The organism is Syntrophorhabdaceae bacterium (assembly GCA_028713955.1).
Taxonomy (GTDB): domain Bacteria; phylum Desulfobacterota; class Syntrophorhabdia; order Syntrophorhabdales; family Syntrophorhabdaceae; genus UBA5609.
Map to the genome: position 1 here is coordinate 1 of JAQTNJ010000008.1, position 14,202 is coordinate 14,202.

The following is a 14,202-nucleotide window of genomic DNA, read 5'->3' on the forward strand; positions in this document are numbered from 1 at the left end:
AGGTCTTATGGGACTTATTGGACCTATAATATTTTATAGCCCATTCTTGGGCGAGAGGGGGAGGCTCCGGCAGCTTTGCTGCTGGAGGGGGCGACCGGGTACCCGCTTACGGGTGTACCGGTATATTCTATAGCGAGTTCACGAGCGAGAGGGGGAGGCTCCGGCAGCTTTGCTGCTGGAGGGGGCGACGTGAGCCCCATTATTAGTAAAGGTACTCGACGAGCATCCAGTCAGAGACGCGGAGGCGGTGGCTCATTAACTGGCCGAGCCTTGAATAGATGACAATGCCGAGCTTCGGGTTATCGTTGAGAAGCAGCTCAAAATTTTCTTTTGTTAGTATAAGCATTGTTGTGTCTTCGCCGGCAGTTGCAGAGGCCGATCGAGGGAGGCCATCGATGATGCTCATCTCCCCGAAGGTCCTGCCGGCGCCTATCTCTGATATTGTTTTTTCCTGCTTGCGGGAATCTCCTTTTGCAATCTTCACAAGCCCGCCGACGATGAAACACATATATGCTTCCTTCGATCCCTCGACGAATAGCTGCTCATCCTTGTTGATTTTTGCGACATAGAGGTATTGCGCGAGCCGTTCGATCTGTTCTGCAGTGAGGTCACTACCCCACTGGGTCTGTTTAAGCATGTCCATCCGCTCGTTTGCGGATGAGGTTACGTGGTTGACCATCTTCCCCCTCCTTGTCAAGAGTTTGAAAAAATCGTTCTTCTATTGTGTAACGTATCTGTCAGGCTTGTCAAGCACTTCGCACCGTGAAAATATCTTTTTGTAAAATAATAAAACGGGGGCCATCTATTGTTAGGGCATTATAGCGGTTCTTATGATGGAGAAAGTAGATTGAATCAAGGTCAATATAGTCAAAGGCCCCTGTGCCGGCAGCCAGGTGTATTGCCGCTGACAGGCCCACCATTGTTTCGGTCATGCAGCCGATCATGACCTTCATTGCGTGTTGTTTAGCCATGGCAAGGATCTTTTGAGATTCAAAAAGCCCGCTTTTGGCAATCTTTATATTGACTCCGTCACAGAGGTTTTCTTCTATGGCCCTCCGGAAGTCCTCCCCGGTAAATATCGTTTCGTCGAGGATGACAGGGACAGCCGGGCATTTCCTGATCTCTTTCAGACCATTGAGATCGTCTTTAGGCAGCGGCTGTTCAAAAAGCTCGACGGGATAACTGTTTTCCATGATAAAGTCCATGATCCGGGGGAAAGTAATCCTTGAATATCCCTGGTTGCCGTCGAGCCGCAGCGAAAAGCCTCCCCTGTTTTTATTCAGTATTGTGCAGACTGTGGAGATGAGTTTCTTATCTTCGGGGATATTGCCGCTTACCTTGAGTTTAAAGACGGTGAACCCTTTGCCCATTATATATTTCATCCATTTCATAAGGGACATCTCTTCCGTCAGAAACGGTATGGTAATATCCGTTTCTATTGTCCTGCTTTTACCACCGAAATATGCGTGCTCTGAAATACCGTTGTACCGGCAATGTGCCCTCCAGAGGGCTACCTCAAGCCCCGATATCGTCATGGGATAGTGTGTATATTGATGTCGCAGCAGCGCGGTCTTTTCTTCGTATGAATCAATCGGGCTGCCGATGAGGCGAGCAGAGACCTCCGCGAGGATCCTCTTGATCACGGGGACCGTCTCATGTTTCTGAACAAAACTGGTAGGGCACTCACCTGTCCCTGATGAACCGTCCCTGAGAATGACCCTGACAAGAATGCTGGTGAGCCGATCTTTACGGCCAAGGGAGGTTGCAAAGGTTGTGCGAAAGGGCCTGACGATCTCTTTAAAGGTGATTGTCTTGATGGTACTCATTGGTTTGTCGATCACGCATCTTCGTAGATCCTGATGAATCCTTTCCCTTTTGCGCTTCTTAATATTCCGGCATCTCCGGATATCTTTCCTACCATATTGACCTCGCTTGCGGGTACGGGATCACTGCCTCTGCTGAGCGGTGTGGGGCCAAAGAATATGGCAAGGGCATTGCCGGGAGGCCAGTAACCAATGTCGCCAACCTTTACGTTCCTCGTAGCCGTTGCATCGAGGGGCATCTTTACGGGGACCTCAAAGTAGAACTCATCGCCCCATTCATTGGGCACTGCCTCTATGGGTAGCCTTTCCACTATCATCTTCGAACATTCGGTGTCGAAAAATTCAGCATCAACGGTCACCGATCCGGTTGTTATCTTTACGCGGGTCGCCATTTCCGGTCCTCCTTATGGTTTACTACTATTCCTCTTTACCTCGCTTCAGGTATTTTCCGGATACGGGTATGATAAAAGGTTTCTTTGACAGAGGGTTTTCTCTCACAATGACGACCGTGTCATAGGCCTTTTCGATATTCTCATATGTGAGTGTTGTCGCAGGCGAACCTGTTGCGAAGACGCTTCCCTGGGCAATGAGTACAATCCTCGAGCAGAACTCAGATGCAAGGTTGAGATCATGGAGGACCATAAGTATCGTCAGGCCTTTTGTGTGGAGATTCTCCAGTATCTCGAGTACCCGCATCTGATGTTTTATATCAAGATGACTTACCGGCTCGTCAAGAAGGAGCATCCCGGGATCCTGAACAATACACTGGGCAAGAAAAACCTTTTGTCTTTCCCCTTCAGAGAGCGTATCGATCTGACGCCCGGCCAGATGTCCGATGTTCATGGCATTCATGATTTCGAAGACCATTTCTCTTTCTTCGATACCGTAAGAAAAATTTCTTCTGTCGTGGGGATACCTGCCCATAACGATAAACTCTTCCACCGTGTACGGAAAGGGCATGTCAAGGGCCTGGGGAAGCGTTGCGATGTGCCGCGCCAGTGTACGCCGGTTATAATCTTTGAGGGGACGTCCTGAAAGCGTAATTGACCCCTCGTCCGGCGAAAGGTAGCCGGCGATAAGTCGCAGGAGGGTACTTTTGCCGGCCCCGTTTGGACCGATAATGCCTATCACTTCACCCTGCTCAACATCGAGATCAACGTCTTTCAGAACTGTCTGGGGACCGTAACGAAAGGAGACGCCGGTGATTGACAGCAATGTATCTTTCTTCATGCCTTCCTCATGAGTAAGAAGAGTAATATGATACCGCCGAAGATCCCCGTAATAACACCGACGGGAAGCTCAACAGGGTACAGGAGATAACGGGAGAAGACATCAGAGATTATGAGAAAAAACGCACCGCCGAGGTATGACGAAAACAGAAGGCGGGTATGTGTTGCGCCGATGATATTCCTGAGAACATGCGGAACGATAAGTCCCACAAAACCGATGATGCCGGAGGCAGAGACGCACAGGCCGGTCAGGACGGATGTAAGTACGAACAATATCTTATAGGCGCGAGGCGGGTCAATGCCGAGATAGTGTGCCTTTTCGCCCCCCAGCGACAGGATATCGAGCTCTTTCCCGAAAAAGAAGAGTATGACGGAAGGCACGAGCAAGAGCGGGATATAGAAGGGTATCAGTGAAATATCAAGGCTTCCGAGGTCCCCCATTAGCCACATAAGGGTCAGCTGCATCTTGTCAGGATCAAGGAGTGAAAAGATAAAGAACACGATCGATGAAAAGACAAGGCTTACCACAATACCGAAAAGGATCATACTGTTGGGGTTAAACGACCGCCTCATGGATAGCGCATAGACTACGATGATCGCAGTGAGGGCGCCTACGAATCCCATAAGGGGATGTGCATATGGACCGAGAAAATTCTGCATCTGGATAATGGTCGACACTGTGATACCCAATGACGCGCCGCCGGAGATGCCGAGCGTATAGGGTTCGGCAAGGGGGTTTCGCAGGATCGACTGGAGGGTTACTCCGCAGATGCCCAGCGAGCCACCGACAAGGAAGGCCATGATGGTCCTTGGTATCCGTATCTTTCTCAGGACCAGGCCGAAACCCTCATGGGAAAAGAGGCCGGCAAATGTCGTGGATAGATCCTTCCCATAGCTCAGAGACAATACTATGGATCCAGCAAGGAGAATGGAAAGAATGACAAATATCAGGATTACACGCTGTTGCGAGTTGCCGGTTGCGGGTTGCGGGTGTCCATTTGCAGGATAGAATTTAACTGGGCCGCTCATCGTTTTTCACTTTTTGTTAAAAAGGCTTCCCGGAGCTTCTTGACTGCCTGCAGAAAAGAAACAGGGGTTGGGCTCCCCACGATATAGGGGTCAAGGACGACAAACCGGGCGTCTTTTACATAGCTTTTCCAGCGGTTTTTCTCTGTCTCAACGTGATACCCCATAGAGGTCAGCACTATAACCTGAGGTCTTTGCAGAATGACCTCTTCCACATTCATCCTCGGGTAGGGCAGTTCGGTTCTTATAATATTGACGCCGCCGGCGAACCGTATGATGTCGTTCGCAAAGCTGCTGTTCGAAGCAACGATCAGCGGATCCGCACCAACCTGCCAGAGCACTTTATAGGGAATATCTCCCCCGGTCACCTTAATGGACCTTTCTACTTCATCGACGATCATCTTTCCCTCTTCCTTTTTTTCCAGCATGGAAGAGAGCTCCAGAAAGTTCTCCACGAGGCCGATGAAATCCCTTGGTCTTGCAAAATAGTGGACATTGATACCGAGGTTCCTGAGCCTCTCCATGGTAAGCGGGGGGTTGCCTTCCCTGGACCCGAGGACCAGATCGGGTTTCAGGGAGACGATCCTCTCGATATCAGGTCGCAGAGGTGTTCCTATCCTTTCCTTTTTCGCCGCGCCTTCCGGTTGTTTACAGAACTCTGAGATTGCAATAAGCCTTGATCCGCTGTCAAGGAGGTAAACCGATTCCGTCACCTGTGGTGAGAGGGAGATGATCCGTTCGTATGCCGGCGATACTATGGGAAAAAAAACGAGCAGGGCGATCAGCATCCACATGAGCACAATCTATCCTCTCCTGCCCTGTTTGTCAAAAAGTATTCCACGGGGACATCCCGTTAATAAGGGTTTTAAAAGAATTTCCTGACATCCCTACAGAGGTCCTCGGGCATTGCCACACAGACCGGTTCCCCAAGGATGGCCTGGAAAAAATTGAGATCTGGCGCAAAATCCCGCATGTTCAGAAATGTCCGGGCAGAGATCCTCAGGTGACATGGAAAGTATCTCTGGCCTTCTGACCCGAACAAGAGGGATGCGTTAAAGCTCATTATACCCTCTGACCGGTAGTATTCAAAGATCCTGGAGAGCCCCGCAACGAGGTCATCGATATGCTGTTCTGTAAAGTCTTCAATAGAATAGACATCAGGGAAGACGCACATGACGTCGCCCAGGATACCAAGGCAGACAAAGGGGATAAGCCAGTGAGAAGCGCCGATGTTTCCCGCATAACGTTGACCGGCATCGCGTTCCCGGTCAATGAGTGCTGACCAGTAATCTTTTTCATACGTCCGGTGAAACCGTTCCGAGGCCTTCATCTCATCGATGAATTGATTCCCGGGATACCCTGTGGCAAAGTACTGCTGATGGGGATGAACAAGACCGCCGCCCGAAGGGGGCATATAGTTCCAGGTCATGAGGTGGTACGGAATGGACGGACTCAGTGTTTTGATCTTTCCCAGGAAGCTGATCCCCAGCGTGAAGGCGTCCCGCAACCTTTTGTTGTTCAGTTGCTCTAAGGACAGCACATGGTCGTCGGCCATTATCATGACACTGCTGTAGATATCATAGGGAAAAAGGTTTGGGATAAGGGTTGCTTCTCCCCGTGAAGGCCGTCCTTCAGGGTATATATCGGCTGTAAACTTTGGCGTGGCCTTATCCCTTTTGTCTAAGCAGAATGGGCAGAATCCCTTTATCTCCGGCTTGCTGTAATGTTCGAGATCGAGTTTCTGGGCCTTGATGGCTCCGAAATGGGAGTAATGCCCTGTCCTTCCCGTAAGAGGGTCTGTGCGTACTTCGAATCGTACCTTTTCCGGTTCGAACCCTTTTCTTGGGTGGAGGAAGGTGCTTTCAGCCTCGATAACCTTAAACTCTATTGCCTGTGACATCAGTTGACTCCTTATCGCAGAATGCCTCGTTCAATATGTAAACGGGCGACATGATAATACCATATAAGGAGGGTGTTTTTGAAGTGCAATGCCGCTTTAATAAGATTTGACATGCGGGACTGTTTATATTATAAAACATAGTGCGCGGGAATAACTCAGCGGTAGAGTGCAACCTTGCCAAGGTTGAAGTCGCGGGTTCAAATCCCGTTTCCCGCTCCAAAAAACAAAAATGTCGCGGGTGGAAGCATTGCCCGCTCCATAAGAAAACAGTCGTCAGTCGATAGTCGTTAGTGAATAGTAACTTCAAAAAGAGCAAAACCTGTTCACTATCGACTATTCACTGAAGTACATGGCGGCATCGCCAAGTGGTAAGGCAACGGTCTGCAAAACCGTTATTCTCCGGTTCAAATCCGGATGCCGCCTCCAAAATTCACGAGCTATTCAGCTATCAGCCTTCAGCTACCAGCAGAAAACTCTGTTTTACAGGAAATAAAGATGTTTCAAATTTTTACCAACTGTCCGGGTACTGTCACAGTGGATTTGAATTATTAATCTGCAATCTGAAATCTCCAATCTAAAATATAATTGTTGACTGCTGACAGCTTCCTTAGTCGAGTACAAAATCCCAGGCGGTATCGTTGATCCAGAGGCTGTAATACCCTCTGCCAAGAAGCCCCTTGGGTTTCACCGAGTAGAGGTCATTTCCCCTTTTTTTCAACTCAAAGTCAACATTTTTCCCGAATAGAAAGCGCTGTTTTCCCAGGGGGGATGGCCCCAGGAATGTCATCGGATTTAACGTGAGGACGTCGACACTGTATTTTCCATAGATAATGAAATACTCAACATCTCTAAGAAGAAAATGGGCAGGATCGTTCGATTCAATGTAGAGAACACCCTGTACATCAAACACGATATTTGGCAGGATCCTTTTAAGACCTTTGTCTGTTTTTACATATACACCGGTCTCTTTGGGATTGACCTTGTCGTCTTTACCATAAAGCGACGCACAGACCATAAGGACGCATACGGTACAGAGCATGATGTTTCGAATAATTTTCATCTTTTATCCCCCTCGAATTTAGATCAATGTCACTATTACCTTCCTCTCGCGAGGTCCATCGAATTCCATAAGAAAGATACCCTGCCACGTCCCAAACGCAGGCTTGCCCTGAAGATACGGAACAGTCACCGACGATCCGGTAAGGGTTGCCTTTATATGGGCGTCTGAATTGCCTTCCACGTGCCTGTAAGGATAGTTTGCCGGGACCATCCGCTCAAAAGCGTCAAGGACGTCTCTCATCACGTCCGGGTCGGCGTCTTCATTGATCGTAAGACCGCAGGTCGTGTGCTGTGTATATACGTGAAGAAGGTTTCCCTGCCTCCCTTGTATTGCCTTTTCCACGAGCCCGGTGATATTGAGCGCCTCGATCCGTTTTGATGTCTTAACGCGTATTTCGGCCATTGATGAGGTTATCCCTGACCTTTTTTCCTGCGGTAGTCCTCTATGGCTGCCTTGACAGAGTCTTCCGCCATGACCGAACAGTGGTGTTTTATCTCCGGAAGACCGCCCAGCGCGTCCATGACCTCCTTATTGGTTATCTTTAAGGCCTCGTCAAGCGTTTTACCTTTTATCATCTCTGTGGTCATGCTGCTTGAGGCAATGGCAGCGCTGCATCCGAAAGTCTGGAACTTTGCATCCACTATCCTGTCATCCTTTATCTTAAGAAAGAGTTTTGTCGTATCCCCGCAGGCGGCGCTGCCTACCTCTGCCACAGCGTCGGCGTCTTCTATCTCTCCCACATTTCTGGGGTGCATAAAGTGGTCCATTACCGTTTCCGTATATGGTACCTGTGCCATTGTTAAACTCCTTATTTACTCCCTATGGTAAGCAATACAAATTTGAGGATACTTTTGTCTTACTATACCATAGGGTAATACATTTTTCTATTACTGAGTAATCATATCAGCGATCAGCGATCAGCTAAGAACCCGGTTTCTCTGGTCTGTTTGGTTCGTTTAGTCTATTTCATCTATTTAATCTGAACCTCGAACGTTGAACATATTTCGCCTTCCGCCTACGAGTTCCGGCCCCATTATTTTGTGAAATGTTTCCCTTGACCTTTCCTGCGGGAATCTTTAATATATTTGCACAAAAAACCAACCTACCCCCTTAAGGAGGATAACAATGCAGAAGAGATACTTGCTTGCGCCAGGACCGACCGCAATACCACCGGAAGTACTTTTAAAGATGGCGGAACCTATCATCCATCACAGGAACCCCCTCTTCGAGGAGATCGTTCAGGAGGTGAGGGACAACCTGAAATATCTTTTCGGCACGAAGAACGAGGTCCTTATATTTGCATCCTCAGGTACCGGCGCAATGGAAGGCGCAGTTACAAATATGCTCTCACCGGGCGACAAGGCGATATGCATCCGGAGCGGTAAGTTTGGCGAAAGATGGACAAATATCTGTAAGGCCTACGGCGTTGAGGCGATCAATATCGACCTGCCCTGGGGAGACATCCTGGACCCGGCTGTCGTAGAAAAGACCCTGAAGGCGAATCCCGAGGCGAAGGCAGTCTATATGCAGGCCACGGAGACATCGACGGGCGCCAAATTTCCCGTGAAAGAGGTCGCAGCGATTGTAAAGAATTATCCCAATACCCTCATGGTCGTCGATGGCATCACCGGGGTAGGCGTCTTTGAATTACCCCAGGATGCCTGGAACATAGATATCCTCGTCGCAGGGTCGCAGAAGGCCCTCATGCTGCCGCCGGGGCTTGCCTTTGCCGGTGTCAGCGACAAGGCGTGGGAGTTTAACAAGAACTCGAAGATCCCGAAGTTCTATTTCAACTGGACAAAGGAGCTTACCAATCTTCAGAAAAATCAGACCAATTTTACCCCGGCAATATCCCTCATCATCGGCCTCATGCAGGCGCTCCGGATGATCAAGGCAGAAGGTCTGGAGAACGTCTACAAGAGGATCGATACACTCTCGAAGGCGACACGCGAGGCGGCTGTCGCACTGGGCCTCAGCGTCTTTGCCAGGTCCCCGAGTCCGGCCGTTACTGCCATCGTTGCCCCGGAAGGGATTGACGGCCAGGCGATCTACAAGTCCATGTGGAAGAAATATGGTGTAACCGGCGCCGGCGGGCAGGATCAATTAAAAGGCAAGGTCTTCAGGATCGCGACCCTTGGTTACGCTGATAAATATGATGTGATAACCGCAGTCTCTGCCCTTGAATTCACCTTGCGTGACCTGGGATACAAGTTCCAGATGGGGGCAGGTGTAGCAAAAGCAGTAGAATGCTTGAAGGATTCATAAAAAACATATGTGAGGGACTTCATGGTGAAAGAAAACACAAAGGTGCTCATCGCAGATGAATTATCGGCCAAAGCTATCGAAATACTAAAATCAAATAACCTCGTTGCCGATGTGAAGACCGGGTTGAAGGGCGAAGAGCTTCAGGCCATCATCGGCGACTATGACGCGTTGATCGTGAGAAGCGCTGCGAAGGTAACGAAGGAGATCATCGCAAACGGGAATAAGCTGCGGGTCATCGGCAGGGCGGGGATCGGTGTTGATAACGTTGATGTGGCGGCTGCCACTGAAAAAGGTATTATTGTTATGAACACGCCCCAGGGGAATGCCTTAGCTGCAGCAGAGCACAGCATTGCCCTTATATTTGCGGCAGCGCGTAAGATCGCCCATGCAGACAAAACAATGAAACAGGGGAAGTGGGAGAAAAAGGCCCTCATGGGCATTGAAGTCTACGAAAAGACCCTCGGTGTCATCGGGATAGGCAATATCGGTGCCCTTGTGGCGGAAAAGGCCCTGGCCCTTGGAATGAGGGTGATCGCCTATGACCTTTATGTTTCAAAAGAGTTTGCGGCAAGCAAAGGGATCGAGCTTGTCGATTTCGATACACTCCTGAAAGAGAGCGATTTTATTGCCATCCACGTGCCGCTGGTAAAAGACACAAAAAACCTGATCAACAAGGATGCGATCGCGAAGATGAAAAAAGGCGTCATCATCGTCAACGTGGCGCGCGGTCCTATCGTGAACGAAAAAGACCTCCTGGAGGCGCTTGAGAGCGGACACGTCGGATTTGCGGCGCTTGATGTATTCGACCAGGAGCCGCCGCCCGCCGACAATCCCCTTGTCCTTTCTGAAAAGACGGTCTGTACTCCCCATCTCGGGGCATCCACAAAGGAGGCCCAGGACAAGGTCGCAATCGACATCGCAAACCAGATCGTAGACTTTTTCAAGAACGGTGTCATTAAGAACAGCGTCAACGCGCCTTCGGTGTCGCTTGAAGTCGCCCGCCAGATAACACCATACCTGAAGCTTTCAGAAAATTGTGCGAGCATCGTTTCGGCGATCACGGAATTTCCCATCCAGGAGATCCAGATCCAGTATATGGGAGAGATATCAGGGATTGAAACGAAAATTCTGACACAGGGGATCGTGAAAAACATCCTTGAGCAGCAGATGGAGGGCGTGAATTACGTGAACGCGCCGCTGATCGCAAAAAACCGTGGTATCAAGATCATAGAGACAAAGTCAGAGGAACATGAGGACTTCATGTCGCTCCTTTCCATTACGGTGAAAGGCGACAAGAGTCAGAATACGGTTCAGGGCACGCTCTTCGGCAAAAAGGAACCGCGGTTGATAAAGGTCAATAACATATACCTCGAGGCAGACCTCAAGGGGTATATGCTGTTCGTCTATAATTACGACAAGCCCGGCGTCATTGCCAGCATTGGAAACGTCTTCTTCATACGTGGGATCAATATAGCCGGTATGCACTTTGGAAGGGAGACCCCCGGAGGCCTTGCCATATCGCTTCTGGACCTTGATAAAGAGGTTGAGGACAACGTGGTCAGGGAGGTACAGTCCCTGCCGAACATTATCTCAGCAAAAAGGATCGACCTGTCGTAACAACCATGAAAACCGGCTCATGGTTCATAGCTCATGGCTCATGGCAAGAGCGCAAATCCGGTTTGTTTTTGCCATCAGCTATGAGCCATCAACTATGAGCTGTCTTTTTCTCTCATGAAGGGCATAATCTTCGATTTTGACGGAACGTTGACGCCATTGACGCTGAATTTTGATCTTTTGAGGGCAGAGATGGAAGCGATTGCCCGGCGTTATGTAACCGACGATGTAATCCTCTCATTCAAAAACCAATATATCCTTGAAATGATTAACGGAATAGAGGCAACCCTTGATGGGAAAAATACCCGGTTCAAGGAAGAGGCATATACGAGACTAAGAGACCTTGAAGTAGAGGCGTCGAAGGGAAAAGACGTATATCCTTATGCGCGGGACGTTCTGCAACGCCTCAAGGACCGGGGCATATCCGTCGGTATCGTCACGAGAAGCTGTATCGATGCGCTCAGGACGGTATTCCCGGACATCAGTAAATATGCAGATTCCATTGTGACCCGCGAAGACACGAAATACGTCAAGCCTAATCCCCTTCACGTTGCGGAGGTGCTTCGCGCACTCCGGCTCGGACCTGATGATGTGATAATGGTGGGAGACCATCCCACGGATGTCATCGCCGGCAGGGCCCTGAATATGAGGACTGTGGGGGTTCTTACGGGAAGGACAACGAAAGATGGTTTTGAAAAGGTGCAGGCAACGTTCATATTCGACGATATAAGGGACATATTAACCATCGGTTCATAATAAAGAACAATCCCGGGATGCGAAGTCAGTGAAAATCATTGTTTATTAAAAGGGATTTTTATATAATGTAGCGGTTCGTGAATGTTGAGGCGGACAAAAAATCATCTAAGTATATATGCGATAGAATGAGGAACAGCCGGTGATCACCTTTAAAGGGGTACACAAGTGGTTCAAGGACCTCCATGTTCTCAACGACATCAATCTCCACGTAAATCAGGGAGAGGTGCTGGTGGTGTGCGGCCCTTCCGGATCAGGGAAATCGACGCTGATACGAACCATAAACAGGCTGGAGCCTATTAACCAGGGAACACTCATTGTCGATGGTGTGGATCTCTCTGACAGGGGGGCGGATATCAATAAGCTCAGGGCCGAGATCGGTTTTGTATTCCAGCAGTTTAACCTGTACCCCCACCTTTCCGTTATGAGGAATATTACCCTTGCCCCCATCAAGATCCGCGGAATGAGCAAAAACGACGCAGAAAGTCAGGCCATGGCACTCCTCGAACGGGTAGGCCTCGTTGAAAAGCGTGACGCATACCCGACACAACTCTCCGGGGGACAGCAGCAGAGGGTTGCCATCGCGCGCGCGCTTGCCATGAAACCGAGGATCATGCTTTTTGATGAACCTACATCAGCGCTTGACCCGGAGATGATCGGGGAGGTTCTCCTTGTTATGAAAGACCTCGCACAATCGGGTATGACGATGATCGTGGTAACTCACGAGATGGGATTTGCAAGCGAGGTTTCCGACAGGGTGGTTTTCATGGATGATGGACAGATCCTGGAAGAGGCAGCTCCTGATGAATTTTTTAAAAATCCAAAACACGAGAGAGCGCAACAGTTCCTGAAAGAAGTCCTCTCGCCGATGCACTAAGTTATTATATAAGGAGGAGAAGATATGAAAAGATTTGTAGTGGTGTTTACAGCGTTCATGTTTGTTGTGGGTCTTTGTGGTACCTTAGCTGCTCAGGACAGGCTCGATGTCATCAAAAAGAGAGGCGCCCTCATTGCGGGCGTGAAAGACTCAACGCCGGGGTTCGGTTTCGTCGATGAGAAGACGCGGGAGATTGTCGGGTATGATGTTGATTTTGTCAGGGCAATTGCCAACAAACTCGGCGTCAAGCTGCAGCTCAAACCGGTTACCTCCGCAAGCCGCATGCCCCAGCTCGTTGAAGGAAATATCGATATGATTGCCGCAACGATGACAAAGACCGCTGAGCGGGCAAAGCAGATCGACTTCAGCTACACCTATTTCTTTACAGGACAGAAATTCATCGTCAGGAAAGGAACAGTGAAGAGCCTTGCCGACCTTGACGGGAAGAGGATCGGAACAGCGAAAGGCTCTACCTCAGAGCAAAACGCAGCAAAGGCGCTGCCAAAGGCAACGATCCTTTCATTCGATGACTATCCCCAGGCATTGCTCGCGCTCCAGCAGGGCAAGGTCTTTGCGGTGACAACAGATGAATCGATCCTGGCCAACCTTCTCGGCAAGGCGCCGAACAAGGAACAGTATGAGATACCCGATATCCAGATCTCTGACGAGCCCTATGGCCTTGGCATAAAGAAGGGTGAAAAGGGCCTCGTTGATTTTGTGAACAAAACCTTGCTGGAGATGGAGAAGAGCGGAGAGGCGAAAAAGATCTTTGACAAATGGTTTGGCCCCAAATCCCCGACACCGTTGGAAAGGGGCAACTTTAAGATTGCCGCCGACAAATAGATCCGGAAGAAAGACGCGAGGGACGAATGAGGAAGGACGATCGATCATCCTCGTTCCTCGCGTATTAGCATGAAAGGCAGTTTTTTACACAGAGAGGCTCCCCTTGCTTAAGTATCAGTTCGACTGGTCCGTTGTCCTTTCGGGGAAGTATTTTGACTGGCTGTTGTCGGGACTCTATACTACCATTCAGTTATCTCTTATCTCCATTGTCCTCTCGTTTCTCCTCGGCCTGCTGATCTCCATGATGCGAATGAGCAATATCAAGCCTGTCAGGTGGTTTGCCCACGGCTATCTGGAGTTTTTCAGGAATACCCCGCTTCTCGTTCAGATCTTTTTCTGGTATTTTGGTTCATATAAGATACTGCCGACAGTGATAAACGACTGGCTGAACAGAACGAACTTCGAATTCGGGGCCGCAGTGATCGCGCTAACGATCTATACTTCAGCGTTTATTGCAGAGGATATACGCTCCGGCGTCCGCTCAATCCCGAAGGAACAACTTGAAGCAGCCCGCAGCGCGGGATTCTCCTATGTCCGGTCGATGCAGTATATTATCCTGCCGCAGGCGGTCCGGATTACGATACCTCCCCTCATAAACCAGTTCCTGAACCTGACGAAAAACTCGTCACTTGCAATGACGATCGGCGTCATGGAGCTTACATACCAGGCCCGTCAGGTCGAGAGTTATACGTTTAAGGGGTTTGAGGCATTTACTGCCGCGACACTGATATACGTGGTGATTTCCTTAGTGATAACGATCATGGTGACATACTACGACAAGATAGTACTCAGTCCGATGAAGGCGCGTTAGC

Annotated in this window: 16 protein-coding genes and 2 tRNA genes; 8 read left to right on the top strand and 10 right to left on the bottom strand. The window is 49.5% G+C overall.

Features of this window, described 5'->3' with window-relative positions; all coding sequences use genetic code 11:
• Positions 1 to 202: 202 nt before the first annotated feature.
• From PHU49_01520 to PHU49_01550, 7 genes are all read right to left on the bottom strand, one after another.
• Positions 203 to 679 carry a cyclic nucleotide-binding domain-containing protein gene (locus PHU49_01520; GenBank protein ID MDD5242671.1) on the bottom strand — a complete coding sequence of 159 codons (477 nt, stop codon included), beginning with the start codon at positions 677 to 679 and terminating at the stop codon, positions 203 to 205.
• A gap of 67 nt (positions 680 to 746) precedes the next feature.
• Positions 747 to 1,841, bottom strand: coding sequence for an enolase C-terminal domain-like protein (locus PHU49_01525; protein MDD5242672.1), 1,095 nt, complete (start codon positions 1,839 to 1,841; stop codon positions 747 to 749).
• Entirely contained in the window at positions 1,838 to 2,215 is a 378-nt protein-coding gene (locus PHU49_01530; GenBank protein ID MDD5242673.1) for a cyclophilin-like fold protein, read from the bottom strand. Before PHU49_01530 ends, PHU49_01525 begins: the two co-directional genes overlap by 4 nt.
• A gap of 25 nt (positions 2,216 to 2,240) precedes the next feature.
• Positions 2,241 to 3,053, bottom strand: coding sequence for a heme ABC transporter ATP-binding protein (locus PHU49_01535; GenBank protein ID MDD5242674.1), 813 nt, complete (start codon positions 3,051 to 3,053; stop codon positions 2,241 to 2,243).
• Entirely contained in the window at positions 3,050 to 4,081 is a 1,032-nt protein-coding gene (locus PHU49_01540) for an iron ABC transporter permease (protein ID MDD5242675.1), read from the bottom strand. The genes PHU49_01535 and PHU49_01540 overlap by 4 nt, the downstream gene beginning before the upstream one ends.
• Positions 4,078 to 4,872: a helical backbone metal receptor gene (locus PHU49_01545; protein ID MDD5242676.1), complete on the bottom strand. Its 795-nt coding sequence runs from the start codon at positions 4,870 to 4,872 to the stop codon at positions 4,078 to 4,080. Before PHU49_01545 ends, PHU49_01540 begins: the two co-directional genes overlap by 4 nt.
• Before the next feature lie 71 nt (positions 4,873 to 4,943).
• Positions 4,944 to 5,978: a hypothetical protein gene (locus PHU49_01550; GenBank protein MDD5242677.1), complete on the bottom strand. Its 1,035-nt coding sequence runs from the start codon at positions 5,976 to 5,978 to the stop codon at positions 4,944 to 4,946.
• Positions 5,979 to 6,122: 144 nt separating this feature from the next.
• Here PHU49_01550 and PHU49_01555 point away from each other — a divergent pair.
• Positions 6,123 to 6,197: transfer RNA gene (locus PHU49_01555), tRNA-Gly, on the top strand.
• A 132-nt stretch (positions 6,198 to 6,329) separates the two neighbouring features.
• Positions 6,330 to 6,404 (top strand) — tRNA-Cys (locus tag PHU49_01560).
• 181 nt (positions 6,405 to 6,585) lie between these two features.
• Here the strand turns inward: PHU49_01560 and PHU49_01565 are convergent.
• From PHU49_01565 to nifU, 3 genes are read right to left on the bottom strand one after another with little or no spacing between them, the layout of a single operon-like run.
• Entirely contained in the window at positions 6,586 to 7,038 is a 453-nt protein-coding gene (locus tag PHU49_01565; protein ID MDD5242678.1) for a hypothetical protein, read from the bottom strand.
• A gap of 18 nt (positions 7,039 to 7,056) precedes the next feature.
• Positions 7,057 to 7,440: a secondary thiamine-phosphate synthase enzyme YjbQ gene (locus tag PHU49_01570; GenBank protein MDD5242679.1), complete on the bottom strand. Its 384-nt coding sequence runs from the start codon at positions 7,438 to 7,440 to the stop codon at positions 7,057 to 7,059.
• A gap of 8 nt (positions 7,441 to 7,448) precedes the next feature.
• Positions 7,449 to 7,835 carry a Fe-S cluster assembly scaffold protein NifU gene (nifU, locus tag PHU49_01575; protein MDD5242680.1) on the bottom strand — a complete coding sequence of 129 codons (387 nt, stop codon included), beginning with the start codon at positions 7,833 to 7,835 and terminating at the stop codon, positions 7,449 to 7,451.
• A 328-nt stretch (positions 7,836 to 8,163) separates the two neighbouring features.
• On the opposite strand from nifU, the gene PHU49_01580 reads away from it, so the two are divergent.
• The 6 genes from PHU49_01580 (at position 8,164) to PHU49_01605 (ending at position 14,201) form a co-directional block, all read left to right on the top strand.
• Complete coding sequence (locus tag PHU49_01580; protein MDD5242681.1) at positions 8,164 to 9,303, top strand: alanine--glyoxylate aminotransferase family protein; 1,140 nt, start codon at positions 8,164 to 8,166, stop codon at positions 9,301 to 9,303.
• Between the two features lie 21 nt (positions 9,304 to 9,324).
• Positions 9,325 to 10,920, top strand: a complete 1,596-nt coding sequence (serA, locus tag PHU49_01585; protein ID MDD5242682.1) for a phosphoglycerate dehydrogenase — start codon at positions 9,325 to 9,327, stop codon at positions 10,918 to 10,920.
• 114 nt (positions 10,921 to 11,034) lie between these two features.
• The gene (locus PHU49_01590; GenBank protein MDD5242683.1) at positions 11,035 to 11,673 is read left to right on the top strand and encodes an HAD family hydrolase; all 639 of its coding nucleotides are present in this window, start codon (positions 11,035 to 11,037) and stop codon (positions 11,671 to 11,673) included.
• Positions 11,674 to 11,812: 139 nt separating this feature from the next.
• Positions 11,813 to 12,547 carry an amino acid ABC transporter ATP-binding protein gene (locus PHU49_01595; GenBank protein ID MDD5242684.1) on the top strand — a complete coding sequence of 245 codons (735 nt, stop codon included), beginning with the start codon at positions 11,813 to 11,815 and terminating at the stop codon, positions 12,545 to 12,547.
• Positions 12,548 to 12,571: 24 nt separating this feature from the next.
• Positions 12,572 to 13,390, top strand: a complete 819-nt coding sequence (locus tag PHU49_01600) for an ABC transporter substrate-binding protein (protein MDD5242685.1) — start codon at positions 12,572 to 12,574, stop codon at positions 13,388 to 13,390.
• Positions 13,391 to 13,493: 103 nt separating this feature from the next.
• A complete protein-coding gene (locus PHU49_01605) occupies positions 13,494 to 14,201 on the top strand; it encodes an amino acid ABC transporter permease (protein MDD5242686.1) in 708 nt (235 codons plus the stop codon).
• Position 14,202: the final 1 nt, after the last annotated feature.

Excerpts from the sequence above, each read along its gene's own strand:
- nifU (MDD5242680.1), bottom strand. The coding sequence starts at position 7,835 with ATGGCACAGGTACCATATACGGAAACGGTAATGGACCACTTTATGCAC.
- PHU49_01565 (MDD5242678.1), bottom strand. The coding sequence starts at position 7,038 with ATGAAAATTATTCGAAACATCATGCTCTGTACCGTATGCGTCCTTATG.
- PHU49_01570 (MDD5242679.1), bottom strand. The coding sequence starts at position 7,440 with ATGGCCGAAATACGCGTTAAGACATCAAAACGGATCGAGGCGCTCAAT.
- PHU49_01550 (MDD5242677.1), bottom strand. The coding sequence starts at position 5,978 with ATGTCACAGGCAATAGAGTTTAAGGTTATCGAGGCTGAAAGCACCTTC.
- PHU49_01535 (MDD5242674.1), bottom strand. The coding sequence starts at position 3,053 with ATGAAGAAAGATACATTGCTGTCAATCACCGGCGTCTCCTTTCGTTAC.
- PHU49_01540 (MDD5242675.1), bottom strand. The coding sequence starts at position 4,081 with ATGAGCGGCCCAGTTAAATTCTATCCTGCAAATGGACACCCGCAACCC.
- serA (MDD5242682.1), top strand. The coding sequence starts at position 9,325 with ATGGTGAAAGAAAACACAAAGGTGCTCATCGCAGATGAATTATCGGCC.
- PHU49_01530 (MDD5242673.1), bottom strand. The coding sequence starts at position 2,215 with ATGGCGACCCGCGTAAAGATAACAACCGGATCGGTGACCGTTGATGCT.
- PHU49_01590 (MDD5242683.1), top strand. The coding sequence starts at position 11,035 with ATGAAGGGCATAATCTTCGATTTTGACGGAACGTTGACGCCATTGACG.
- PHU49_01580 (MDD5242681.1), top strand. The coding sequence starts at position 8,164 with ATGCAGAAGAGATACTTGCTTGCGCCAGGACCGACCGCAATACCACCG.
- PHU49_01600 (MDD5242685.1), top strand. The coding sequence starts at position 12,572 with ATGAAAAGATTTGTAGTGGTGTTTACAGCGTTCATGTTTGTTGTGGGT.
- PHU49_01545 (MDD5242676.1), bottom strand. The coding sequence starts at position 4,872 with ATGTGGATGCTGATCGCCCTGCTCGTTTTTTTTCCCATAGTATCGCCG.
- PHU49_01520 (MDD5242671.1), bottom strand. The coding sequence starts at position 679 with ATGGTCAACCACGTAACCTCATCCGCAAACGAGCGGATGGACATGCTT.